The 22869-nt window shown below is 64.0% G+C and carries 24 protein-coding genes; 17 read left to right on the forward strand and 7 right to left on the reverse strand.

What is annotated here, in order from left to right:
* Positions 1–35 precede the first annotated feature (35 nt).
* From FJ970_RS04820 to FJ970_RS04835, 4 genes are all read left to right on the forward strand, one after another.
* A complete protein-coding gene (locus FJ970_RS04820; RefSeq protein WP_140763960.1) occupies positions 36–731 on the forward strand; it encodes an ABC transporter ATP-binding protein in 696 nt (231 codons plus the stop codon).
* Complete coding sequence (locus FJ970_RS04825) at positions 731–3280, forward strand: ABC transporter permease (RefSeq protein WP_140763963.1); 2550 nt, start codon at positions 731–733, stop codon at positions 3278–3280. The genes FJ970_RS04820 and FJ970_RS04825 overlap by 1 nt, the downstream gene beginning before the upstream one ends.
* A 231-nt stretch (positions 3281–3511) precedes the next feature.
* Positions 3512–4285 carry a Bax inhibitor-1/YccA family protein gene (locus tag FJ970_RS04830; RefSeq protein ID WP_140763966.1) on the forward strand — a complete coding sequence of 258 codons (774 nt, stop codon included), beginning with the start codon at positions 3512–3514 and terminating at the stop codon, positions 4283–4285.
* A 105-nt stretch (positions 4286–4390) separates the two neighbouring features.
* Complete coding sequence (locus FJ970_RS04835; protein ID WP_140763969.1) at positions 4391–4969, forward strand: GNAT family N-acetyltransferase; 579 nt, start codon at positions 4391–4393, stop codon at positions 4967–4969.
* A 102-nt stretch (positions 4970–5071) separates the two neighbouring features.
* Here the strand turns inward: FJ970_RS04835 and FJ970_RS04840 are convergent, their stop codons facing one another.
* Positions 5072–5452 (reverse strand): DUF2794 domain-containing protein, encoded by a 381-nt coding sequence (locus FJ970_RS04840; protein ID WP_140763972.1) that lies wholly within the window; start codon positions 5450–5452, stop codon positions 5072–5074.
* A 633-nt stretch (positions 5453–6085) separates the two neighbouring features.
* Here FJ970_RS04840 and FJ970_RS04845 point away from each other — a divergent pair.
* From FJ970_RS04845 to FJ970_RS04870, 6 genes are all read left to right on the forward strand, one after another.
* Positions 6086–6745, forward strand: coding sequence for a helix-turn-helix domain-containing protein (locus FJ970_RS04845; RefSeq protein WP_140763975.1), 660 nt, complete (start codon positions 6086–6088; stop codon positions 6743–6745).
* Between the two features lie 35 nt (positions 6746–6780).
* A complete protein-coding gene (locus FJ970_RS04850; protein WP_181178783.1) occupies positions 6781–7851 on the forward strand; it encodes an extracellular solute-binding protein in 1071 nt (356 codons plus the stop codon).
* A 21-nt stretch (positions 7852–7872) separates the two neighbouring features.
* Positions 7873–8736 carry an ABC transporter permease gene (locus FJ970_RS04855; protein ID WP_140763981.1) on the forward strand — a complete coding sequence of 288 codons (864 nt, stop codon included), beginning with the start codon at positions 7873–7875 and terminating at the stop codon, positions 8734–8736.
* On the forward strand, positions 8736–9533 hold the full coding sequence (locus FJ970_RS04860) for an ABC transporter permease (RefSeq protein WP_140763984.1): 798 nt from the start codon (positions 8736–8738) through the stop codon (positions 9531–9533). The genes FJ970_RS04855 and FJ970_RS04860 overlap by 1 nt, the downstream gene beginning before the upstream one ends.
* Positions 9530–10642 (forward strand): ABC transporter ATP-binding protein, encoded by a 1113-nt coding sequence (locus FJ970_RS04865; RefSeq protein WP_140763987.1) that lies wholly within the window; start codon positions 9530–9532, stop codon positions 10640–10642. Before FJ970_RS04860 ends, FJ970_RS04865 begins: the two co-directional genes overlap by 4 nt.
* 72 nt (positions 10643–10714) lie before the next feature.
* Positions 10715–12100 carry an NAD(P)/FAD-dependent oxidoreductase gene (locus tag FJ970_RS04870; RefSeq protein WP_140763990.1) on the forward strand — a complete coding sequence of 462 codons (1386 nt, stop codon included), beginning with the start codon at positions 10715–10717 and terminating at the stop codon, positions 12098–12100.
* Between the two features lie 58 nt (positions 12101–12158).
* On the opposite strand, the gene FJ970_RS04875 is transcribed toward FJ970_RS04870, so the two are convergent.
* Positions 12159–12968: a DUF1223 domain-containing protein gene (locus FJ970_RS04875; RefSeq protein ID WP_140763993.1), complete on the reverse strand. Its 810-nt coding sequence runs from the start codon at positions 12966–12968 to the stop codon at positions 12159–12161.
* Between the two features lie 391 nt (positions 12969–13359).
* Positions 13360–16050 carry an aconitate hydratase AcnA gene (acnA, locus tag FJ970_RS04880; RefSeq protein WP_140763996.1) on the reverse strand — a complete coding sequence of 897 codons (2691 nt, stop codon included), beginning with the start codon at positions 16048–16050 and terminating at the stop codon, positions 13360–13362.
* 281 nt (positions 16051–16331) lie between these two features.
* Between acnA and ccmA the strand changes: the two genes are divergently transcribed.
* The 5 genes from ccmA to FJ970_RS04905 all read left to right on the forward strand — a co-directional run bounded on the left by ccmA (position 16332) and on the right by FJ970_RS04905 (position 19027).
* The gene (gene ccmA, locus FJ970_RS04885; RefSeq protein ID WP_140763999.1) at positions 16332–16943 is read left to right on the forward strand and encodes a heme ABC exporter ATP-binding protein CcmA; all 612 of its coding nucleotides are present in this window, start codon (positions 16332–16334) and stop codon (positions 16941–16943) included.
* Between the two features lie 208 nt (positions 16944–17151).
* Positions 17152–17817 (forward strand): heme exporter protein CcmB, encoded by a 666-nt coding sequence (ccmB, locus tag FJ970_RS04890; protein WP_140764002.1) that lies wholly within the window; start codon positions 17152–17154, stop codon positions 17815–17817.
* Positions 17817–18200, forward strand: a complete 384-nt coding sequence (locus FJ970_RS04895; protein WP_140764004.1) for an Imm50 family immunity protein — start codon at positions 17817–17819, stop codon at positions 18198–18200. Before ccmB ends, FJ970_RS04895 begins: the two co-directional genes overlap by 1 nt.
* A 78-nt stretch (positions 18201–18278) precedes the next feature.
* Complete coding sequence (gene ccmD, locus FJ970_RS04900; protein WP_127280270.1) at positions 18279–18452, forward strand: heme exporter protein CcmD; 174 nt, start codon at positions 18279–18281, stop codon at positions 18450–18452.
* Positions 18449–19027: a DsbE family thiol:disulfide interchange protein gene (locus tag FJ970_RS04905; protein ID WP_140764007.1), complete on the forward strand. Its 579-nt coding sequence runs from the start codon at positions 18449–18451 to the stop codon at positions 19025–19027. Before ccmD ends, FJ970_RS04905 begins: the two co-directional genes overlap by 4 nt.
* 160 nt (positions 19028–19187) lie before the next feature.
* On the opposite strand, the gene FJ970_RS04910 is transcribed toward FJ970_RS04905, so the two are convergent.
* Positions 19188–19355 (reverse strand): hypothetical protein, encoded by a 168-nt coding sequence (locus FJ970_RS04910; protein ID WP_023774506.1) that lies wholly within the window; start codon positions 19353–19355, stop codon positions 19188–19190.
* Positions 19356–19606: 251 nt separating this feature from the next.
* Here FJ970_RS04910 and FJ970_RS04915 point away from each other — a divergent pair, with 251 nt between their 5' ends.
* Both FJ970_RS04915 and FJ970_RS04920 read left to right on the forward strand, forming a co-directional pair.
* On the forward strand, positions 19607–20527 hold the full coding sequence (locus FJ970_RS04915) for an SMP-30/gluconolactonase/LRE family protein (protein WP_140764010.1): 921 nt from the start codon (positions 19607–19609) through the stop codon (positions 20525–20527).
* Positions 20528–20550: 23 nt separating this feature from the next.
* Positions 20551–20760 (forward strand): tautomerase family protein, encoded by a 210-nt coding sequence (locus tag FJ970_RS04920; RefSeq protein ID WP_140764013.1) that lies wholly within the window; start codon positions 20551–20553, stop codon positions 20758–20760.
* A 176-nt stretch (positions 20761–20936) separates the two neighbouring features.
* Here the strand turns inward: FJ970_RS04920 and FJ970_RS04925 are convergent, their stop codons facing one another.
* From FJ970_RS04925 to FJ970_RS04935, 3 genes are all read right to left on the reverse strand, one after another.
* Entirely contained in the window at positions 20937–21467 is a 531-nt protein-coding gene (locus FJ970_RS04925; protein ID WP_140764016.1) for an NADPH-dependent FMN reductase, read from the reverse strand.
* 35 nt (positions 21468–21502) lie between these two features.
* Positions 21503–22123, reverse strand: coding sequence for a pyridoxamine 5'-phosphate oxidase family protein (locus FJ970_RS04930; protein WP_140764019.1), 621 nt, complete (start codon positions 22121–22123; stop codon positions 21503–21505).
* Positions 22124–22193: 70 nt separating this feature from the next.
* Entirely contained in the window at positions 22194–22868 is a 675-nt protein-coding gene (locus tag FJ970_RS04935) for a septation protein A (RefSeq protein WP_140764022.1), read from the reverse strand.
* Position 22869 lies beyond the last annotated feature (1 nt).

Here is a 22869-nt window from a genome sequence, read left to right on the forward strand (position 1 = left end):
GCAGAGCCTCCCTTTCCATATAGGACGCTTTCATTTTGACAGAAGCCGTCATTGCGCTGAAAGACGTATCCCTGACGCTCGGCGAAGGGGCTTCGTCGGTCCATGTGCTGAAGGGCGTCAGCCTCGAAGTCGCGCGTGGCGAGGCGACGGGCATCGTCGGTCCGTCCGGGTCCGGCAAGTCGACATTGCTGATGGTGCTGGCAGGGCTGGAAAGAGTCGATTCGGGCACGGTACGAATCGCTGGCGAGCTGCTCAACGACAAAAGCGAGGATCAGATTGCTTCGTTTCGTGGCCGAAACATTGGCATCGTGTTCCAGTCCTTCCACCTCATCCCCAACATGACAGCGCTCGAGAACGTCGCGGTGCCGCTGGAACTGGCCGGCAACGCCGATCCGTTTTCGGTGGCGGAGCGGGAACTGGCGGCCGTGGGCCTCAGCGACCGCGTCACCCATTATCCCGGGGAACTCTCGGGTGGCGAGCAGCAGCGCGTGGCGATCGCCCGTGCGCTGGCACCGTCGCCGCGCATCCTTATCGCCGACGAGCCGACCGGCAATCTCGACCAGGCGACGGGGCGGCAGGTCGCCGACCTTCTGTTCGCCAAGGCCGCCGAGCGCGGCATGACGCTGGTGCTGGTCACCCATGATCCGGCGCTCGCGGCGCGCTGTTCGCGCCAGGTGTCGATGCGCTCCGGCCGGATCGAAGCGCCGGCACCGGTCAAGGTCACCGCCTGATGCCGCTGGCGCGGACCTTGAAGCTTGCCATCCGCTTCTCGCTGCGCGAGATGCGTGGCGGCCTGTCCGGCTTCCTCATCTTCCTCGCCTGCATCGCGCTCGGCGTCGCGGCCATCGGCGGCGTCAATTCGGTGGCCCGCTCCATCACCGCCGGTGTCGCCGATCAGGGCCAGACGCTGCTCGGCGGCGATCTTCGCTTCCAGATCAACCAGCGCGCCGCCAGCCAGGCCGAACGTGGCTTTCTCGACGGGCTGGGCATCGTTTCGCATACCGCCGGCATGCGCTCGATGGCGCGCCTGGCCGACGGATCCGACCAGGCGCTGGTCGAGGCCAAGGCGGTCGACGATGCCTATCCGCTCTATGGCGCGCTGGAAACCGAACCGGCGCTGTCGAAGCAGGAACTGTTCGGCAGGCAGTTCGGCGTTTTCGGCGCCGCGGCACCCGACCTTTTGTTCGAGCGGCTGCATCTCAAGATCGGCGACCGGCTGAAGCTCGGCACCGCCATCTTCGAACTGCGCGCCAGGCTGGTGACCGAGCCCGACGCGGTCTCCGACGGGTTCGGCTTCGCGCCAAGGCTGATGATCTCGACCGAGGCCCTGGCCGCCACCGGGCTGGTCCAGCCGGGTAGCCTGGTCGAGAACGCCTACAAGGTCCGGCTGCCCGCCGGTGCCGACGAGGCGCGGCTCAAGGCCATCCAGGACCAAGCGGCCAAGGATTTTCCGGAGGCCGGCTGGTCGATCCGCACGCGCAGCAATGCCGCACCGGCACTGTCTTCCAACATCGAACGCTTCTCGCAGTTCCTGACGCTGGTCGGGCTCACCGCGCTGGTGGTCGGCGGCGTCGGCGTCGCCAATGCGGTGCGTGCCTATCTCGACGGCAAGCGCGGCGTCATCGCCACCTTCAAGAGCCTGGGTGCGTCCGGCGGCTTCGTCTTTGCCGTCTACCTCGTGCAGATCCTGATCATCGCCTTGCTCGGTATCGGCGCCGGCCTTGTGCTGGGTACGCTGATGCCCTTTGTCGCAAGTGCCGCCCTGCAATCCGTCATTCCGGTGCCGGCGCAAGGCGGCTTCTATCCCGGCGCGCTGGCCATGGCGGCACTGTTCGGCCTGCTGGTGACGCTCGCCTTCGCGCTGCTGCCGCTCGGCCGCGCCCGCGACGTGCCGGCAACCGCGCTGTTCCGCGAGATGGGGCTGGAAGGCCGCGGCCTGCCGCGCCCCGTCTATGTCGTTTGCGCGCTCGGCATCGCGCTTTTCCTGGCGGCGCTGGCGATCTTGTTTTCGGGCGACCAGCGCATCGCCTCGATCTTCGTCGGCGCCACGATTTTTGCTTTCCTGGTGCTGAGGCTGGTCGGAGGACTGGTGCAATGGGCAGCCAGGAGAAGCCCGCGCGTGCGCTTTGTCGCGCTGAGACTCGCCATCGGCAACATCCACCGGCCCGGCGCGCTGACGCCGTCGGTGGTGCTGTCGCTGGGGCTTGGACTGACTCTCCTGGTGACACTGGCGCTGATCGACGGGAATCTCAGGCGCCAGATCTCCGGCAACCTGCCGGAGCGGGCGCCGAACTTCTTCTTCGTCGACATCCAGGGCAGCGAAGTCGATGCCTTCTCCTCGCTGATCGCAAAGGAGGCGCCGCGGGGAACGTTGGCCAAGGTGCCGATGCTGCGGGGCCGGGTGATGGCGCTCAACGGCGTCGATGTCGACAAGCTCAAGGTGCCGGCCGAGGGCGCCTGGGTGCTGAAGGGAGATCGCGGCCTGACCTATGACGCCAGGCAGCCGGAGAACGCGACGCTGACCGAGGGCAACTGGTGGCCGGACAATTATGGCGGCGAGCCGCTGGTTTCGTTTTCCGACAAGGAAGGCAAGGAAATCGGGCTGAAGCTCGGCGACACCATCACCGTCAACGTGCTCGGCCGCAATGTCACGGCCCGGATCGCCAATTTCCGCCAGGTCGAATGGGAGACGATGGGCATCAATTTCGTCATGGTGTTCTCGCCCAACACATTCGCGGGCGCCCCGCATGGCTGGATAGCGACGCTGACCGAAAAGAACGCCTCGACGGCCGACGATGCGCGCGTCCTCAATGCCGTCACCCGCGCTTTCCCGGCCGTCACGACGGTGCGGGTCAAGGACGCGCTCGACATTGTCAACCGGCTGGTCGGTCAGCTCGGCACGGCGATCCGGGCAGCGGCCGGCGTGGCGCTGATCGCCTCGGTTCTGGTGCTTGCCGGCGCGCTTGCCGCCGGCAACCGGGCGCGCATCCATGACGCGGTGGTGCTGAAGACGCTGGGCGCGACGCGCACGACGCTGATATCGGCCTTCTCGCTGGAATACATGCTGATCGGGCTCGCCACCGCGATCTTCGCGCTCGCCGCCGGCAGCGCCGCCGCCTGGTTCGTCGTCGCGCGCATCATGGCCTTGCCGTCGCATTTCATGCCGGAGGTGGCGGTCGCCACGATTGCCTTTTCGCTGGTGATCACGGTCGGCATCGGCCTTGCCGGCACCTGGCGGGTGCTCGGCCACAAGGCGGCACCCGTGCTGCGAAACCTCTGATTCGCCGGCCGGCGCCGCCTGCTCCAGGTTAAATCTTGGTAAGAATGCCATCCAAAACAGCCGGCGAAGCGGCATTTTGGCCTGTCACGAACCGTTACACCCGGTTACGGTCTTGTTCTCGACGCGAATAACCATCATATTTCAGCACAGGCATGCTGGAGTCCCGCCAGCGGCGCCTGGGTCCGCAAGAGGCCCGACACCGGACGGGGCAGAAGCAACAGAGGATTTCCAATGGCTGATCCCATTCGCAATTACCAGACGTCGGCGGTGCCCGGCGTCCGCGCCGACATCGACCAGGGCCTGCGCGCGTACATGATCAAGGTCTACAATCTGATGGGGCTTGGCCTGCTCATTACCGGCCTTGCCGCGGTCGGCACGATCATGCTGGCCACCACCACCGACCCGGCCTCGGCCGTCGCGACGCTGCCGAGCGGCGAGATGCTGACCTCGTTCGGTTACGCGATCTTCGGTTCGCCGCTGCGCTGGGTTGTCATACTGGCGCCGCTGGCCGCAGTGTTCTTCTTGTCGTTCAGGATCCAGTCGATGAGCGTTGCCGCCGCGCAGACGACCTTCTGGGTCTATGCCGGTCTTGTCGGCCTGTCGCTGTCGTCGATCTTCCTGGTCTACACCACCGCCAGCGTCTCGCAGACCTTCTTCGCCACCGCCGCCGCCTTCGGCGCGTTGTCGCTGTTCGGCTATACGACCAAGCGCGACCTGACGGCGATGGGCTCGTTCCTGATCATGGGCGTGTTCGGCATCATCATCGCCATGGTGATCAACATCTTCCTGCATTCGTCGGCGCTCTCCTTCGCCATCTCGGCGATCGGCGTGCTGGTCTTCGCCGGCCTCACCGCCTACGACACGCAGAAGATCAAGGAGATGTATTTCGATGGCGACGCCTCGGACGTCGCCGGCCGCAAGGCGATCATGGGGGCGCTGAGGCTCTATCTCGACTTCATCAACCTGTTCATGTTCCTGCTGCAGTTCATGGGCGACCGCCGCTAAGCGGTATTGGACCATCAACTCTCGGAAGGGCGGCCCAATGGCCGCCCTTTTCTTTTGCGCGGGCCTCTGCTGTTGTTGAGGGCACATAAGAGGTTTGCATAGAGAATGAGCAATATCGTGATCAGGTCGGCAACCCCGGCCGACCTCGACATCATCACGGAAATCTACGCCGACGCGGTCACCAACGGCACGGCGAGCTATGAGCTGGAGCCGCCCAGCCGCACCGAGATGGGTACGCGATTCGCCACGCTCGCGGCCGCCGGCTTTCCCTATCTGGTGGCCGAGAAGGACGGCGCCGTGCTCGGCTATGCCTATGCCGGCCCCTTCCGGCCGCGCCCGGCCTATCGCTTCATCGTCGAGGATTCGGTCTATGTCGCGCCCGATGCCAAGGGCCAGGGCGTCGGCCTCAAGCTGATGCGGAGCCTGGTCGCGGCGGTCGAGGTGGCGGGCTTTCGCCAGATCGTCGCGGTGATCGGCGACGGCCACGCCGACAGCGCCTCGGTCAGGCTGCATGAGAAGCTCGGCTTCCGCCATTCCGGCCGCCTCGAAGGCTCCGGCTACAAGCACGGCCGCTGGCTGGACACGGTGTTCATGCAGCTATCGCTGAACGGCGGGGCATCGGTCCTACCCGATCCGGACTCGTTGCCCGAGCGGAAATTCCGGAAGGGGGAATTGAAGAAGTGAAGAGGAATTGAAGAATTGAGGAACTGAAGAACGAAAGAAAAGGGTGCTTACGTCAGGCGCCGAGTGTCTTTTTCCTCAATTCCTCAATTCCCCAATCCCGGCTCAAACCTGAACCAGCATCAGCTTGCTGTCGAAGACGCCAAGCACGCGGCCAAGCTCCTGGCCGCGTTTGAGGATGCGCCCGCCCGCGGCGATGACGGCGAAGGCGCCCTGTTTGCGCGCCAGTTTCGGATCCTTGACGATCTGGAACAGCGGCACTTCGCTGGCGCGGCGAAAGACGGAAAAGACAGCGCGGTCGGTGAGATGATCGATGGCGTAGTCGCGCCATTCGTTGGCGGCGACCATGCGTCCGTAGAGCCTCAGGATCTGGTCCAGTTCACGCCGGTCGAAGCGGACCGGCTGGTCGAGGCGTCGCGCCTCGTGTAGCGGGATCAATATTGCGGATGCGTCACCATCCCCCATCCCGCCGCCGTCATCAGTCATGCCTCGATCCTTCAAAATGAATCTTTGCCAACCAAAATTGGCCTCTTCGCACCGCAATTGCAAGAGCCGGCGAAGCGAAGCCGGCGGCGGGCCGTTTCCGCCGCGTCCGGTCACGTTTGTGAAACGCTTGTTGGAATTGGTGATGCTTCGCCACATTTCTGCCTTTTTTTATCCGCGCTCCTGCCCCAATGTCCGACGAATTTACCGGCGTTGCCTGAGACGGTTCGGTCCGGCACCGGCTCGTAAACCCCAAGCCCCCCGCCCACGGGTCTGCGTCGGATCGAACCAACCTCGGCCTTTTCCTCGGAAAAGCCAGGTGTGCGACGATCCCAAAACCTAAATGACCGACGTCAGAAGCAAGCTGACGTCGGTTTTTTCGTTTTTGGACCCTTTTGCCCCGATTACAGCATGTCCCGGCGAACGGGATTCGCCCGACCTGCAGTAAGCTTCCAATTTTATGCATGTCGTGTCCCGGAACCGAGGATACTTCAGGGCGGCATGCATCAAGGCGACCACTGGAACTCGGCGTAGAGCCCGAAGCCGCCAGCCCCGACATCCGCTATTCAATTCCGTCGACCGTGCTTGCCATTTGCCGTTTCACTTAATAGGGTGTTAAGTGAAACGGAGACGGCAATGCCACGCGCATCGGACTCCACGGCAAAAGAATTGACTGGTGGGGCGGCCGCGCCAGATGGCGTCGGCGTCGGCCCTCGCATCAAGGCGTTGCGGACGGCGCGGCGCGTCTCGCTGCGCCAGCTCGCGGACATGACCGGTACGACGGCGAGCTTCATCAGCCAGCTCGAGCGCAATCTGTGCGGCGCCAACACAGGCACGCTGCTCAAGATCGCCGCCGCTCTCGACCTCGGCATCAACGATCTGTTCGAGGACAATGCCCGCCCCCTGCACAAGGTGCTGAGGCGCGAGGAACGGCCGGTCCTGCCGGTCGGCGTGCAAGGCCGCAAGATGCTCCTGTCGCGGCGGCCGATCCACCAGTTCGAGGTCTATGCCGGTCATTTCGAAGTGGGCGGCTCGACCGGCGACGAGGCCTACGTCCACAGCGGCGAGCATGAAATGTTCATGGTGCTCAAGGGCACCGTCGAACTGACACTCGCCGACGAGCGCCATGTAATGCGCGAAGGCGACAGCGTCGAATACGCGACCTCGGTGCCGCACCGCACGGTCAATGTCGGCGACACGCCGGCGGAGGTGCTGTGGATCATCGCCCCGCCAACCGCCGGCGCGTTCGAACTCGATCAATACAGGCCCGGAAACCGCTCGCATCCGGGTGCATGAAAACAAATGCGAGTGCTGCAATGGGAGAGTTGATCATGAGACTGAGATTTGGACATGCGGCGTGCGTCGCCGTGCTTCTGGCGGCCACCGCCGCGCTCGCGCAATCCAAGCCGGTGGCGGGAGAGGTGGCTGAAGGCTCGCTGAAGGGCAAGACGCTGACCTTCGTGTCCTATGGCGGAATCTACCAGGACGGCCAGGCGGCCGCGCTCAAGGAGTTCGTCGACAAATCCGGCGTCAAGCTGCTCAATGACGGCCCGACGGAGATCGCCAAACTGCAGGCGCAGGTCGAGTCCGGCAATGTCACCTGGGACGTCGTCGATACCGACGATCTGCCGCCCTATGTCTATTGCGGCAAGCTGTTCCAGAAGCTCGATCTGACCAAGCTCGACGTCTCGAAAATCCCGGAAGGTCAAGTCGGCGAATGCTCGGTGCCGGCGATGAACTACGGTGTCGTGCTGATGTACAACAAGGAGAAGTACGGGGATAATCCGCCAAAGAGCTGGGCCGACTTCTTCGATACCCAAAAATTCCCAGGCGTGCGCGGGATCGACGGCTCCGGCAGCCCGACCGGCGGCCTGCTGGAACAGGCTTTCAAGGTTGCCGGCGGCGACCCGAAGACGATGACGGTGGCCGATATCGACAAGGCCATCGATGTGGTCCGCAAGCTCGGCCCCGACACGATCTTCTGGAAGACCGGCGCCGAATCGCAGCAACTCGCCGAATCCGGCGAGGCCGACATGCTGATGATGTGGACGGGCCGCGCGATGACGGCGGTCAAGAACGGCGCCAAATACGCGCCCGCCTGGCAGGACTGGCTGGTGGTGATGGACCAGATGACGATTCCCGTCGGCGTCAAGGATACGGATGCATCCTACGCGCTGCTCAATGCCTATCTCGGCAAGCATGCCCAGGAGATATTGGCGGAGAAGACCTCCTACACGCCGATCAACAACGACGCGCAGCCCAAGGTCGACGCTTCCGTCGCCGCCTACCTGACCAATACGCCCGAACGCCAGAAGCAGGGCTACAAACAAAACTTCAAGTTCTGGGTCCCGAACTTCGCGGTGGCGCAGGAGAAGTGGTCGGCGCTGATGGCCGGCAACTGACTGGCTGACGGGACACAGACCGTGAGCGCGTCCGATCCAACCATTCCCGCTGTCGAAAGGCGCTGGGCATGGCGGCCGTACGCGCTCGCGCTGCCGGCGCTGCTCCTGCTCCTGGCGGTGATCGGCTATCCGCTGCTCACCATCGTCCTGCGCAGCCTGTCGGAGCCGGACTGGGGCCTGCAGAACTATATCTGGTTCTTCAGCGCGCCCATCAACCTCACCGTGCTCCAGCGGACCTACGTCATCTCGGCGTGGGTCACGCTGGTGTGCGTGATCTCAGCCTACCCTTACGCCTATCTGATGACCGCGGTCGGGCCGCGTGTGCGGCTGGTGCTGATGCTATGTGTGCTGATCCCGTTTTGGGTGAGCGGCGTGGTGCGCACCTTGTCCTGGGTGATCCTGCTGCAGGATTCAGGGGTCATCAACTCGATCCTGCGATCGCTCGGGCTCGGTGGCGTCAGGCTGATCCGTACCCAGACGGGCGTGGTCATCGGCATGGCGCAGGTTCTTTTGCCCTTCATGATCCTGCCGCTCTATTCGGTCATGAAAGGCATCGATCTCAGACTGATGCGTGCGGCGCAAAGTCTTGGCGCGCGACCATCCCGCGCCTTCTTCACCATCTACCTGCCGCTGTCGCTGCCGGGCGTCTATGCCGGGGCGATCATCGTCTTCATCCTGGCGCTCGGCTTCTACATCACACCGGCTTTGCTCGGCGGACCGCGCTCGACCATGCTGTCCACCCTGGTGCAGACACAGGTGCTCAGCCTGCTGCAATGGGGCAGGGGCGGCGCGATGGGTGTGGTGCTGCTGGTCACGACCTTCGTGCTCTTGGCGCTCGCCGCGCCGGTGATGCGATCCAGGTACCGGGACGCGGGGCGGCAGTGATGGAGATGAAGCCTCTCACCCGCGTCATCCTGGGCCTGGTCTGCCTGCTGGTGGCCATATGGCTGGTGGCGCCGACGCTGGTCGTGGTGCCGATGTCGTTCAACGAGAACAAGTCGCTGGCGTTTCCGCCGCAGGGCTTCTCCTGGCAGTGGTACCAGAATTTCGTCACCAACCCGGATTGGTCGAACAGCTTCCTCAATTCGCTGAAGGTCGCCTCGATCGTCGCGGTGCTGGCGACGGTGCTCGGCACGCTCGCCGCCTTCGGCCTCGACCGCATGAAAGCGCGGCCGGCAAACCTGCTGCGCATGCTGATGCTGACGCCGATGGTGGTGCCGGGCGTGGTGCTGGCGATCGGCATCTACGCGGTCTATCTCGATACGCGGCTTGTCGGCACGCTGCTCGGCTTCGTGCTCGCCCACACGATCCTTGCGCTGCCCTTCGTGCTGATTGCCGTCTCGGCCAATCTCGAAGTGTTCGACAGGCGCCTCGAGACAGCCGCGGCGAGCCTGGGCGCGAGCGCGCTCACCACGTTCCGTACGGTGACGCTGCCGCTGATAGCGCCCGGCGTGCTGTCGGGCCTGTTGTTCGCCTTCGCCACCTCCTTCGACGAGATTGTCGTGTCGCTGTTCATCACCAATCCCTACCTCAAGACATTGCCGGTGCAGATCTATGCTTCCATCACGCGCGACGCCGACCCGACGGTAGCGGCCGTCGGTACGATCCTGTTGCTTACCACCACGATGCTGATTGGCGGCGGCATGCTTCTTCTTGGCCGCGAGCGGAAAGGACGCCAATGAATCGGGGACAAGAGAGCAGGGGCGCGGCGATCGACCTCGACTCGATCAGCAAGGCCTATGGCAACTTCAAGGCGCTGGACGGCGTGTCGCTGCACATCAAGGCCGGCGAGTTCATGACGCTGCTCGGGCCGAGCGGCTCCGGCAAGACGACGACGCTCAACGTCGTCGCCGGCTTCACCGAGGCCAGTTCGGGCGCGCTGGAAGTGGGCGGCAAGAGCGTCGTCGGCGTGCCGGCGCACAAGCGCAACATCGGCGTGGTGTTCCAGCATTACGCGCTGTTTCCGCACATGACGGTGAGCCGCAACGTCGCCTATCCGCTCGCCCTGCGCGGTGTGGCCGGCACCGAGCGCGAACGCCGCGTCCGCCAGGCGCTCGACATGGTCAAGATGGCGGATTTCGGCCACCGCTTTCCCAGCGAGCTTTCGGGCGGCCAGCAGCAGCGCGTGGCGCTGGCGCGCGCCATCGTCTTCGATCCGCCTCTGCTGTTGATGGACGAGCCGCTCGGCGCGCTCGACAAGAAGCTGCGCGAATGGCTGCAGCTCGAAATCAAGCGCATCCACCGCGAACTCGGCACCACCTTCGTCTATGTGACGCACGACCAGGAAGAGGCGCTGGTGCTGTCGGACCGCATCGCCGTGTTCAACCGGGGCCGCATCGAACAGATCGGCACCGGGCGCGAGCTGTATGACGAGCCGGCGACGCTGTTCGTCGGCAAGTTCATCGGCGATTCCACCGTGCTGCGCGGGGCCGCCGCCACCTCCGGCGGAGAGACGGCGATCGACATAGCGGGCCAGAAGGTAGCGACAGCCAAGCGTCTCGCCAATGGCGGCAGGCCGGTCATGCTGCTGCGGCCCGAAAAGCTGGTACTCGCCCGCCGTGGTGCCGACGGCGATGGCCGCAACCGGCTCACCGGGCGTATCGGCGAAGCCATTTACCTCGGCTCCGGCTCCAAATACGAGGTCGATCTGGCCGACGGCTCGAAAGCCATCGTGCGCTCGACGCTGGAAGCAGACAATTTTGCCATCGGAGACGAGGTCGAGGTGCTGTTCGCCGGCGCCGACGTCAAGCTGCTCGCCGACGACGACAAGGCCGATCTGACGCTTACCTGAAACCCTTTGTTTTAACGCAACTCCGGACGGAAAACCGCCTTTCCCGGAATTGCCTTTCGAAAGCAGTCCGCAATGCAAGCCAAGCACAATGGCGACGTGTCGTTCTGGTATGCCGATATCGGCGGCACCCCCGCTTATCGGCCGCCCTTGCTCGGCGACATCGAGGCCGATGTCTGCATCGTCGGCGCCGGCTACACCGGCCTGTGGACCGCCTATTATTTGAAGAAGGCGCAGCCTGCGCTGCGCATCGTCATCGTCGAGAAGGAGTTCGCCGGCTTCGGCGCCTCCGGCCGCAATGGCGGCTGGCTGTCGGGCGGTTTCAGCTGGTCGCGCGAGAAATACGCAAAAACCTCGTCGCGCGGCGCCGTGATCGACATGCAGCGCGCCATGTTCGGTACGGTCGACGAGGTGATCGCGGTGACGGAGGCCGAGGGCATCGATGCCGATATCCGCCGCGTCGACAACATCACCGTCGCCACCAATGCCGCGCAGTTGCAGCGCGCCAGGGCCGAATACGAGGAGCTGCTGGGCTGGGAGATGCCGCCGGAGCGGCTGGCCTTCCTCGACGCGCGGGAGGCGCGCCAGCGCATCGCCATCGACAAGGTGCTGGGCGCCTTTGTCGTGCGCAACGTCGCGCGTGTACAGCCGGCCAAGCTGGTCCAGGGCCTGGCGGCCGCGGTCGCGCGGCTCGGCGTGCCGATCTACGAGCAGACGCAGGTGCTGGCGATCGAGAAGGGCAAGGTCACCACCACCAGAGGTATCGTGCGGGCGCAAAAGATCGTCCGCGCCACCGAAGGGTTCACGGCGGGCATTCCCGGCTACGAGCGTCTCTGGCTGCCGCTGAACAGCGCCATCGTGGTGACCGAGAAGCTGCCGCAAAAGCTCTGGGACGCGATCGGCTGGAACGGTTACGAGGTGCTGGGCGATGCCGCCCACACCTATTGCTATGCACAGCGCACGCGCGAAGGCCGCATCGCCATGGGCGGGCGCGGCGTGCCCTACCGCTTCGGCTCGCGCACCGATGTGCGCGGCCAGACCCAGCAGGCGACCATCGATCAGTTGCACGAGGTGCTGACCAGGCTGTTGCCGCAGACCAAAGGCGTGCGCCTCGACCATGCCTGGTGCGGCACGCTCGGTGTGCCGCGCGACTGGTGCACAACATCAGGTTTCGACCGTGAGAGTGGCATCGGCTGGGCTGGCGGCTATGTCGGGCTGGGCGTTTCGAGCTCCAACCTGTCGGGCCGCACCTTGCGCGACCTCGTGCTCGGCCACGATACCGAACTGACCCGGCTGCCCTGGGTCAACCGCACGGTCAAGAAATGGGAGCCTGAACCGCTGCGTTGGCTCGGCGTCCACACCATGTACCAGCTCTATCGCATCGCCGACCGGCGTGAAGCAAACGGCTTGGGCCGGACCTCACGTCTTGCCGCCTTTGCCGATCGCCTGACCGGACACTGAAAGCATTCGAGGGAGATGTGTAACGGTTTCCGTCTGGATCGCGCCGAACCGCGTGACGTTACAGCTGGCGCTCCAGGGAGGTCTCGGATCCGGGCCTGTGGATGAAAGCCGCGCCCAGGATCGGGCCCGGGAGGCCATCCTTGCCGACCGACTGCAAAAGCACGGCGCAGCCGGCCTTCTTGGTGATCTCGCTCAGCGGCAATTCGTAGCGCTGCGCCTTGCCGTGCCACATGCCGGCGGTCTGGATCCCGGTGACCGCGTTCCAATAGGTCATCTTGCGGCCGGAATTCTCGCCCTGGCCGATCTTGACCGTCTGCGGCGCGTCGAAATAGACGATGACGACATGGGCGTCGTTCGGGCCGGTGCCGGCATCGCCGGTGTCGATGATCACGCGGTCGCCGGTGCGGCTGATCTTGATGGGCACACGCATGCCTTCGCCGGCACGGGCCATGCGGGCAAGCGCGCCGTCGACCTCGCCGCGATTGGCGCCGTTGACATGCATCCGGCCGTTCAGGACGGCTTGCGGCGTATAGACGGAACGGCTGCTGAAATAGCGCATATAGTCATATTGCCGCTCGGTGTTTTCCTTGCGGCTCAGCGTGTCCTTCCAGCCGAGATAGTCCCAGTAATCGACGTGATAGGCGAGCGCGACAAGGTCTTGCCTGGTGGCGAGTTCGGCGAAGAACGCGTCCGCCGGCGGGCAGGAACTGCAGCCTTGGCTGGTGAACAGTTCGACCACGCCGAGCGGCCGGTCGGGCTTTTCGGCCTGGGCCCTTTCGGGCTCGCTGGCATGGCCAGCACCGGGAAAAGCCGAGAAGGCCAGCGTGAAGGCTGCCAGCCACAATGATCGTCGCGAGGCCATGACCATTCCAATTCCCGCCGGTGGTGCCGGCTTTGTTCTGCTTTGCCCAAATATGTGGCAGAACGGGAAGTCAACGGGAAGTCACGTTGCGGTGAAATTTTACCGCGGCAATCGTGAGGTAAGGCCGCAATAGGAGAAGCCACTGCATTTCAAGGCGTGGTTCGATTCGGCGGCGGCATCATCCCCATGAGGCAGGTTCTCCTGACCCCTGTCGATCTCTATTGCGAGCGAATCGGCCTGGACTTTGGTCCGAACCGGTCAATGCTTCGACAAACCTTGCCTTCATCGCAGCGGAACTGTGGTAGGGGAGTAGGGGAGTAGGGGAGTAGGGGAGTAGGTTACCCGTTCCCGGCCTAGTTTCCTTTTTCCTACTCCTTACTCCCCTATTCCCTTGTTGCTAAGCCGCCAGGTCGCGCAGCACGTATTGCAGGATGCCGCCGTTCTTGAAGTAGTCGAGCTCATCCAGTGTATCGATGCGGCAGATGATCGGCACGTTCTTCACCGTGCCGTCGCCATAGGTGATCTTGGCGGTCATCGTCTTGCGCGGCTTGATGGCGCTCAATCCGTCGATCTCGACCAGCTCGTCGCCCTTGAGGTTGAGGGAAGCCCATGAGGTGCCGTCCTCGAACACGAAGGGGATGACGCCCATGCCGACCAGGTTCGAACGATGGATGCGCTCGAAGGACTGGGCGATGACGGCGCGGACACCAAGCAGGTTCGTGCCCTTGGCAGCCCAATCGCGCGACGAACCGTTGCCGTATTCGACGCCGGCAAAGATGACCAGCGGCACGCCTTCCTTCTTGTATTCCATCGCCGCGTCGTAGATCGATTCTTCTTCCTTTGTGGGATAGTGGATGGTGTAGCCGCCCTCGCGGCCGTTCTCGCCCAGCATGTGGTTGCGGATGCGGATATTGGCGAAGGTGCCGCGCATCATCACCTCATGGTTGCCGCGCCGCGTGCCGTACTGGTTGAAGTCGGCGACGCCGACGCCATGGTCGGTGAGGTATTTGCCGGCCGGCGAGGCCGCCTTGATCGAACCCGCCGGCGAGATGTGGTCGGTGGTGATCTTGTCGCCGAACAGGCCGAGCACGCGCGCGCCCTTGATGTCGCCGATCTTGCCGAAACCTGATGTCATGCCCGCGAAGTAGGGCGGGTTCTGCACATAGGTCGAATTGTTGTCCCAGGCATAGGTCTGGCCTTCCGGCGCCTTGACGTTCTGCCAGTACTCGTCGCCCTTGAAGACGTCGGCATATTTGCGGGCGAACAGCTCGCGCGTGACGTTCTTCTCGATGAACTCCTGGATTTCGGCCGAGCTCGGCCAGATGTCCTTGAGATAGACCGGATTGCCGTTCTTGTCCTCGCCGAGCGGCTCGGTGGTCAGGTCCTTGCTGACGGTGCCGGCGAGCGCGTGCGCTACCACCAGCGGCGGCGAGGCCAGGTAATTCGCCTGCACGTCGGGCGAGACGCGGCCTTCGAAGTTGCGGTTGCCGGAGAGCACCGCGGCAGCGATCAGGCCCTTGTCGTTGATGGTTTTCGAGATCGGTGCCGGCAGCGGGCCGGAATTGCCGATGCAGGTGGTGCAGCCGAAGCCGACCAGGTTGAAGCCGATCTGGTCGAGCTCCTTCTGCAGGCCCGACTTCTCCAGATATTCCGCCACCACCTGGCTGCCGGGGGCCAGCGAAGTCTTCACCCACGGCTTCTGCTTGAGGCCGAGGCGGTTGGCGTTGCGGGCAAGCAAGCCGGCGGCAATCAGCACTGATGGGTTCGAGGTGTTGGTGCACGAGGTGATGGCGGCGATGACGACGTCGCCATGGCCAAGGTCATGATCGGTGCCTTCGACGGCGTAGCGCTTGGAGATTTCGGCGGATTTCTTGTATTCGGTCTCCATCGCCTTGGCGAAGCCGGCCGGAATGCCTTCGAGCGCGACACGGCCTTCCGGACGCTTGGGACCGGCCATGGACGGTACGACGCTGTCCAGCTCCAGTTCGAGCAAGTCGGTGAAGACCGGGTCGGCGGAGCCGGCCTCGCGCCACATGCCTTGCGCCTTGGAATAGGCCTCGACCAGGGCGATGCGGTCCTCGCTGCGGCCGGACATCGTGAGGTAGCGGATGGTTTCCGAATCGACCGGGAAGAAACCGCAGGTGGCGCCATATTCGGGCGCCATGTTGCCGATGGTGGCGCGGTCTGCCAGCGTCATGTTGGAGAGGCCAGGGCCGAAGAACTCGACGAACTTGCCGACGACGCCCTTCTTGCGCAGCATCTGGGTGACGGTGAGCACGAGGTCGGTGGCGGTGACGCCCTCCTTGAGCTTGCCGGTGAGGCGGAAGCCGATCACCTCGGGCAGCAGCATGGAAACCGGCTGGCCGAGCATGGCCGCCTCTGCCTCGATGCCGCCGACGCCCCAGCCGAGCACGCCAAGGCCGTTGATCATGGTGGTGTGCGAATCGGTGCCGACGCAGGTGTCGGGATAGGCGGTGGTTTCGCCGTCCTCGGTGTTGGTCCAGACGACCTGGCCGAGATATTCGAGGTTGACCTGGTGGCAGATGCCGGTGCCGGGCGGCACGACGCGGAAGTTGCGGAACGCCTGCTGGCCCCATTTCAGGAACTTGTAGCGCTCCTCGTTGCGCTCATATTCGAGCTCGACATTGCGGGCGAAGGCCATCGGCGTGCCGAACTCGTCGACGATCACGGAATGGTCGATGACGAGGTCGACCGGCACCAGCGGGTTGATCTTCTGCGGATCACCGCCGAGCGAAGCCATGGCATCGCGCATGGCGGCGAGATCGACCACGGCGGGAACGCCGGTGAAATCCTGCATCAGCACGCGGGCCGGGCGATAGGCGATCTCGACGCCGGCGGTGCCCTTGTCGGTCAGCCAGCCGGCCACCGCCTGGATCGAGTCCTTGGTGACGGAGCGGCCGTCCTCGTTGCGCAGGAGGTTTTCCAGCAGCACCTTCATCGAATAGGGCAGCTGGGCAATGCCGGTGAGGCCGTTCTTCTCGGCCTCGACGAGGTCGAAATAGACATACTCGGCGTCGCCCGCTTTCAGTGTGCGGCGGCAATTGAAACTGTCGAGGGATTTTGACACGTGCGATCCTTGTCTGTTCAGCCTGAAAGGGAACGGACGCCGATGGCATGCAATCACGCGCAAAGGTGCGGGTACGGCCATTTCCGCTGTCCGCTCCCAAGCAACCCGAGCCGTTCAAGGCGGCGCGTGCGCTGGTCCGGCGCTAATTCTGTTCCCGAGCCGACCGCTGGCACGGATGACCCGGATATAGAGAATTTTCTGGAATAGTTCTAGACAGTTGCAAAGCAAATTTGTGCGATGCGGCAGCGACGGTGCCGCATCGTTCCAGGGACAGGCATGGGATGCGGCTGATCGCCGAAAATCTGGGCGGCGAGCGCGGCGGCGCGACGGTGTTCTCCGGCATCGGGTTTGTGCTGGAGGCCGGACAGGCGCTGATCGTCACCGGGCCGAACGGTTCGGGCAAATCGACCTTGCTCAGGGTGGTCGCCGGACTGCTGCCGAAAGCCGAAGGCCGCCTGCTGCTCGAAGGCGGCGGCGACGAATTCCCCTCGATCGCCTCGGCCTGCCACTATCTCGGCCACCAGAACGCGATGAAGACGGCGCTGAGCGTGACCGAGAATTTGCGCTTCTGGCGGGAGTTCCATGGCGAAGGCCGGCTCGATGTCGAGGAGGCGCTGGAAACAGTCGGGCTGGGCGGCATCGGCCATTTGCCGTTCGGCTATCTCTCGACCGGACAGCGACGCCGCGCGGCGATCGCGAAACTTCTGGTCAGCCACCGGCCGTTGTGGCTGCTGGATGAGCCGACGGCGGGGCTGGACAAGGCCTCGGAGGCGCGGTTCGCGGGACTGATGCGCGGGCATTGCGCGGATGGCGGGATGATCGTGGCGGCGACGCATCTGCCGCTGGGATTGGAGGGGGCGAAGGCGCTGGCAATGGGGCAGAGCTTTCCATGATTGCGCTTTACGGCGCCCCCCTCTGCCCTGCCGGGCATCTCCCCCACGAGGGGGGAGATTGGATGTTGTCTCGGCTTTCGCCAATCTCCAACGTCTCAAAAGAGGCGCGATGGTCGAAGCTGCCGATCTCCCCCCTCGTGGGGGAGATGTCCGGCAGGACAGAGGGGGGCGCGACAGGACGCCAGCTTCAACAGGGGACCACATCGTAATGTGGTCCCTCCTCCTCCGCGACATCCGCCTTTCGATCCGCGCCGGCGGCGGCGCGTTGACCGGCGTCATCTTCTTCCTCGCCGTCATCGCCACCATCCCGTTCGGCGTCGGGCCGGACCTCAAGCTCTTGGCCCGCATCGGCCCGGCGATCCTGTGGATCGGGGCGCTGCTTGCCTGCCTGCTCGGGCTCGACCGGCTGTTCCAGGCCGACCGCGAGGACGGCTCACTCGATCTGCTGGTGCTCGGCAACGACCGGCACATGCTGGCGCTGACGGTGCTGGTGAAATGCGTGGCGCATTGGGCGGGCAGCGTCTTGCCGCTGGTGGTCGCCGCGCCGCTGCTCGGCCTGTTCATGAACATGGAGCCGTTGGCGATCGGCGCCACGGCGCTGACGCTTCTGGTCGGCACGCCGGCCATCACCTTCATCGGCGCCGTGGGCGCCGCGGTGGCGGTGGCGCTGCCGCGTGGCGGGCTCTTGATCTCGGTGCTGGTGCTGCCGCTGACCATCCCGGTGCTGATCTTCGGCGTTTCGGCAAGCTATGGCGCGACGGCCAATCCCGATCCGTTCCTGCAGCCTTTCCTCATTCTTGCCGCGCTGACCTTGTTCCTTGCGGTGCTGGGCCCCGTGGCCGCGGCGCTGGCGCTACGCCATGGTACGGATTGATGTGGCCGCTACGCATTGAAAACCCGATCTTCCTGCAGAACATCTACGGCAACTATCCCGATCTGTCGTCCGTCGAGATCACATCAGCAGCGATGAACCGCGACGGCCCCAGCATGCACCTCTCGTTTATGTCGACAGTGCTTCCCTATCGTCCGCCGGCCAAATGGGGTGAGTTCAACGCAGTGTCTTTCGGGCTCGAATTCATCGGGATCGAGACGATCAGCCTGCGCAAATTCCAGAGCAACGGCTTGAGCGCCATTAGGATGTGGGATGACGCAGGCAAAATTCTGCTCACCTGTGAAGGCACCGTACGGCTTTCGCTGACATGCCAAGCTATGCGTATTTCCAGTATTTGGGGTTTTTTGCTGTCGAAGGCGCCATAACCGCAAATCTGCCGCAGACGCCATTCATTGCGGCGGACGGCCGCCCCAGTTATGAACTGGCAAGCCTTGGATCGAGAGATGAGCCCGCACGCCCTTTACGTCACCGCCGCCTACGCCATCACGGCGATCGTGCTGGCCGGACTGATCGGCTGGATCCTGCTCGACCAGCGGGCACGCAAGCGCGAACTCGCCGAACTCGAGGCGGCCGGGGTGCGGCGGCGCTCCGACAAGACCGGGGCGGGAAAGCCGTGAGCAGCGAAACCGAAACGCCGCCGCCAGTCCGTCGCCGCCTGTTCGTGTTTTTGCCGCTGCTGGTCTTCCTCGGCCTGGCCGGACTGTTCCTGTCGCAGCTGTTGTCGGGGCGCGATGTCTCGGAAGTGCCGTCGGCCTTGATCGGTCTGCCGGCACCGCAAACCAACCTGCCGCCCCTGGAGGGCAGCAATCTGCCCGGGCTCGATTCGAAAGCCTTCGCCGGCAAGGTCACGCTGGTCAACGTCTTTGCGTCGTGGTGCGCGCCATGCAGGGAAGAACACCCGGTGCTTCTGGCGCTGGCGCAGGACAAGCGATTCGCGATGGCGGCGCTGAATTACAAGGACCGGCCGGAAAACGCCCGCCGCTTCCTCGGCGACCTCGGCAACCCGTTCCAGGCGATCGGCGTCGACGAAGCCGGCCGCACGGCGATCGACTGGGGTGTCTATGGCGTGCCGGAAACCTTCGTCATCGGCAAGGATGGCAAGATAGCCTACAAGCATGTCGGCCCGCTGACGGCCGAGTCCGCCACGGAGCTTCTGCTGCCGCAGATCGACAAGGCGCTCGCGGCGTATTGATATTCAGGTGATGCCGGCCTGCAAATGGAGGCGTCCCGCGCTTCCGGCGCTCACGTGCTTAAGTACGCTCCGCTCCGGTTCTCGGAAACCACCATTTTCGGCTCGGCCTGACCTGAATCTCAAAGCGCCTGGGCGGCGCCGAGACACTCGACTGAAGAAATCAGCCGTAGATCTGCTTGTGGATCTGGTAGAGCATTTCCGAGCGGTCGGCGCGCATGTCGGCCAGATCGCGGCTGGAGAAGCTGTCGATTTCGGCGACGAGGCGGTTGTAGTGCTTGCGCTTGGCGATGCTGCTGCGAGCGCGGGTCATGAGATCGTTGAAGATCATAGCAAGGTTCCTTCTGTGCCGCATTCTCGCGGCTGGTTCTTCCTCCCTTGATCGATACGGAACATGACATAGTAATGGTGCATTGCAAAAAGAAGATGTTGCAATGCACCATTGCACGCAGCGCATAGCCGGTTAATGGCGTCCTAAGGCACGTCCTGTCCGTTTTGTCTTACAAATTGCGCATACCCCGTCTTGCCAGATCGGTCGCGGGCTGGCTTGATCCGGCGTCACGTGATGCCGGGAGGAAATGCATGGCGGCCGCAGATTATTACGAAATTCTCGATCCGCGTTTCGCGCGCCTGTTCAACGGCAACGCGCAAGTGGAGAAACTGTTCACGGGTTGCCGCTGGGCTGAAGGGCCGGCCTGGTTCGCCGCCGGCCGCTATGTCGTTTGGTCGGACATTCCGAACAACCGCATGCTGCGCTTTGACGAAACCGACGGCAGCGTCAGCGTGTTCCGGCAGCCGTCGGGGAATTCCAACGGCAACACCGTCGACCGGCAGGGCCGGCTGGTCACCTGCGAGCATTCGGGCCGCCGCGTCAGCCGCACCGAGCATGACGGCTCGGTCACCACCATCGCCGCCAAATGGAAGGGCAAGCCGCTGAACTCGCCCAACGACGTGGTGGTGAAGTCCGACGGCTCGATCTGGTTCACCGACCCGACCTATGGCATCGACACCGACTATGAAGGCGACAAGGCCGAGAGCGAGATCGGCGCCTGCCATGTCTACCGGGTCGACCCCGACAGCGGTGAGGTCGAAGCGGTGATCACCGATATGGTCAGGCCGAACGGGCTCGCCTTCTCGCTCGACGAAAGCCTGCTCTACGTCGTCGACACCGGCCGCACGCATGGCGCGCAGAATCCGGCGCATATGCGGGTGTTCAATGTCGGCAAGCACGGCAAGAAGGTTTCGGGCGGTAAGGTGTTCGCGGACTGCACATCAGGCCTGTTCGACGGCTTCCGGCTCGATGCCGACGGGCGTATCTGGACCAGCGCGGCCGACGGCATCCATTGCTACGATCCGGACGGCACGCTGATCGGCAAGGTCAAGGTGCTGGAGGTGACCGCCAATTGCGTGTTCGGCGGCGCCAAGCTGAACTGCCTCTACATCGCCGGCACCACCTCGCTTTATGCGGTGCGGCTGATGGTGAACGGGGCCAAGACGTACTGATCAGGAATGAACGGGAGGACGCCATGCCATTCGTCAATATCCGCATCGTCAAGGAAGTGATCGCCGCCGATCCGGCCGGCAAGAAGGCTGACATCGCCAGGAAAGTCACGGCGGCCATCATGGACGCCACCGGGCTTGGCAATGACGATGTCTGGGTGATCTTCGAGGAGGTCAACGCCCGCGACTGGTATGTCGGCAAGACCGATGTCGAGACATTGCGGGGGAAGAAGTAAGGTGCCTCTTCCTTCTCCCGTTGTGGGAGAAGGTGGCCTCGCGAAGCGAGGTCGGATGAGGGGTATTCCAGGGAACACCAACGCCTCATTCCGCTGGAACACCCCTCAACCGTCTCGGCGCTGCGCGCCGATCCACCTTCTCCCACAAGAAGGGGAGAAGGAAGAGAGGCCGCCGCTCATCGCGTGCGGATGAAATCCGCGAAGGCAGCCAGCGCGTCGCGCATCGCAAGCACGTTCACCGGGTCGGCCAGAATGCTCTCTACCTCCGGCGGCTTCTTGCCGAGCAGGGCAATTTCCAATCCGCCATCATAAAGCGCGAACGACATCGTCCGCATGATCTCCGCCAGAGCCGCGCGGGCATGGAGCGAGCGTGCCGAGGCGTGCGCCAGCATGGCCGATTTGGCCACGGCGGCGTCGCGCGAGACCAGCCAGTCGAGCGCGTTCTTCAGCCCGCCCGGCACGCCATGGGCATATTCGGGGCAGGAGACGATGACACCGTCGGCGCCGGTGACGGCGTCGATCAGGTCGGAGGCTTCACGCGGCGTCCGCTCGCCCTCGTCGTCGGGGTTGAAGATCGGTAGTCGGCCAAGTCCGTCATAGACGGTGACGAGGCAGCCCTCGGGCGCGTTCAGCGCCAATGCCGCGACCAGGGCCGAATTGGTGGAGGCGGCCCGCAGGCTGCCCGAGATGGCAAGAAGATTGAGCAAGACAGGCAAGTCCGGGCGATTCGTGGGCCGAAACCCTACCACATCGTTTGCTTGTACTCGTCGTCCAGCCAGCGGTCGGTCGCCTCGGCCGAATCGGCCAATGCCAGCTGGTCGCGCAGGATCTGGCCGAGCGTCGGCAGCGTCGCGCGGTCGAACCAGCTCTCCGGCTTCCACAGATCGGAGCGCATGAATGCCTTGGCGCAATGCATGTAGGCGGCCTTGACTGCGACCACGATGACGCTTTGCGGCGCCTTGCCGTCGACGGCGAGGCGCTCGCGCAAAGTGGCATCCACGGTGATGCGGGCTTCGCCGTTGACGCGCAGAGTCTCGTTCATGCCCGGGATGAGAAAGAGCAGCCCGACCGAGGGATTGCGCAGGATGTTCTCCAGCGTATCCAGCCGGTTGTTGCCGGGCCGGTCGGGGATGGCGATCGTCTTCTCGTCGAGAATGGCGGTGAAACCGGGCTTGTCGCCTTTCGGGGTGACGTCGGCATTGCCTTCGCCATCGGACGAGCCGATCAGCACGAACGGGCTCTTGCCGATGAAGGAGCGGCAATGGCCGTCGAGCGCCTTCAGTTCCTTGCGGATCGAGCCATCGGTCGAACGTGGGGTCTTGTAGATCGTCCGCAGCTCTTCCTGGGTGGTGACGAATTCCATGGCTCTCCCCTTTGTTTGTCTCGACGCAATTCCGGACGGAAAACCGCTACACACTTTTCCTGGAATTGCTCTATTTGCCGGCGTTCTCTTCCCCGCCGGCCTTGTCGTCGAGCGAATGGCGCAGGATCAGCGGCATCTGGCTGAAGGTGAACAGAAGCGTGATCGGCATGATGCCCCAGACCTTGAAGGTAACCCAGGTGTCGGTGGAAAAATTGCGCCAGACAACTTCGTTGACGACGGCCAGGAACAGGAAGAACAGGCCCCAGCGGAAGGTGAGCTTGCGCCAGCCTTCGGCATCGAGCTTGAAGGCGGACTCGAAGACATAGCCGAGCAGCGAGCGACCGAAGAAGAGGCCGCCGAGCAGCACGCCGCCGAACAGGGTGTTGACGATGGTCGGCTTCATCTTGATGAAGATGTCGTCCTGCAGATAGAGCGTCAACGCGCCGAAGATGAAGACGACGACGCCCGACACCATCGGCATGATCGGCAAGGTCCGGGTGAGCAGCCACGAGGCGATCAACGCGATCGCGGTCGCGGCCATGAACAGGCCGGTGGCGACGAAGATAGGGCCGCCAAACTCGGCCAGCACGGGTAATTTCTGCGTCAGCCACTCGCCGCGCGCATTGGCGAAGAAGAAGACCATCAACGGTCCAAGCTCCAGCGCCAGCTTGAGCACGGGATTGACGCCTTCCTTCTTCTCTTTCTGCGGGTCGGACGGATCGCGTTCGAGAATGGGTGGGTTCATG

It is taken from the genome of Mesorhizobium sp. B2-1-8 (genome assembly GCF_006442545.2).
Lineage (GTDB): Bacteria > Pseudomonadota > Alphaproteobacteria > Rhizobiales > Rhizobiaceae > Mesorhizobium.

What these genes read in the sequence shown, in the direction of transcription:
- FJ970_RS04875 (WP_140763993.1), bottom strand. Translation starts at nt 12,968, where the DNA reads ATGGTCATGGCCTCGCGACGATCATTGTGGCTGGCAGCCTTCACGCTG.
- FJ970_RS04850 (WP_181178783.1), top strand. Translation starts at nt 6,781, where the DNA reads ATGAGACTGAGATTTGGACATGCGGCGTGCGTCGCCGTGCTTCTGGCG.
- FJ970_RS04870 (WP_140763990.1), top strand. Translation starts at nt 10,715, where the DNA reads ATGCAAGCCAAGCACAATGGCGACGTGTCGTTCTGGTATGCCGATATC.
- FJ970_RS04920 (WP_140764013.1), top strand. Translation starts at nt 20,551, where the DNA reads ATGCCATTCGTCAATATCCGCATCGTCAAGGAAGTGATCGCCGCCGAT.
- FJ970_RS04930 (WP_140764019.1), bottom strand. Translation starts at nt 22,123, where the DNA reads ATGGAATTCGTCACCACCCAGGAAGAGCTGCGGACGATCTACAAGACC.
- FJ970_RS04825 (WP_140763963.1), top strand. Translation starts at nt 731, where the DNA reads ATGCCGCTGGCGCGGACCTTGAAGCTTGCCATCCGCTTCTCGCTGCGC.
- FJ970_RS04830 (WP_140763966.1), top strand. Translation starts at nt 3,512, where the DNA reads ATGGCTGATCCCATTCGCAATTACCAGACGTCGGCGGTGCCCGGCGTC.
- FJ970_RS04915 (WP_140764010.1), top strand. Translation starts at nt 19,607, where the DNA reads ATGGCGGCCGCAGATTATTACGAAATTCTCGATCCGCGTTTCGCGCGC.
- ccmB (WP_140764002.1), top strand. Translation starts at nt 17,152, where the DNA reads ATGTGGTCCCTCCTCCTCCGCGACATCCGCCTTTCGATCCGCGCCGGC.
- FJ970_RS04845 (WP_140763975.1), top strand. Translation starts at nt 6,086, where the DNA reads ATGCCACGCGCATCGGACTCCACGGCAAAAGAATTGACTGGTGGGGCG.
- FJ970_RS04895 (WP_140764004.1), top strand. Translation starts at nt 17,817, where the DNA reads ATGTGGCCGCTACGCATTGAAAACCCGATCTTCCTGCAGAACATCTAC.
- FJ970_RS04860 (WP_140763984.1), top strand. Translation starts at nt 8,736, where the DNA reads ATGGAGATGAAGCCTCTCACCCGCGTCATCCTGGGCCTGGTCTGCCTG.
- FJ970_RS04935 (WP_140764022.1), bottom strand. Translation starts at nt 22,868, where the DNA reads ATGAACCCACCCATTCTCGAACGCGATCCGTCCGACCCGCAGAAAGAG.
- FJ970_RS04835 (WP_140763969.1), top strand. Translation starts at nt 4,391, where the DNA reads ATGAGCAATATCGTGATCAGGTCGGCAACCCCGGCCGACCTCGACATC.
- FJ970_RS04865 (WP_140763987.1), top strand. Translation starts at nt 9,530, where the DNA reads ATGAATCGGGGACAAGAGAGCAGGGGCGCGGCGATCGACCTCGACTCG.
- FJ970_RS04910 (WP_023774506.1), bottom strand. Translation starts at nt 19,355, where the DNA reads ATGATCTTCAACGATCTCATGACCCGCGCTCGCAGCAGCATCGCCAAG.
- FJ970_RS04840 (WP_140763972.1), bottom strand. Translation starts at nt 5,452, where the DNA reads ATGACTGATGACGGCGGCGGGATGGGGGATGGTGACGCATCCGCAATA.
- ccmD (WP_127280270.1), top strand. Translation starts at nt 18,279, where the DNA reads ATGAGCCCGCACGCCCTTTACGTCACCGCCGCCTACGCCATCACGGCG.
- ccmA (WP_140763999.1), top strand. Translation starts at nt 16,332, where the DNA reads ATGCGGCTGATCGCCGAAAATCTGGGCGGCGAGCGCGGCGGCGCGACG.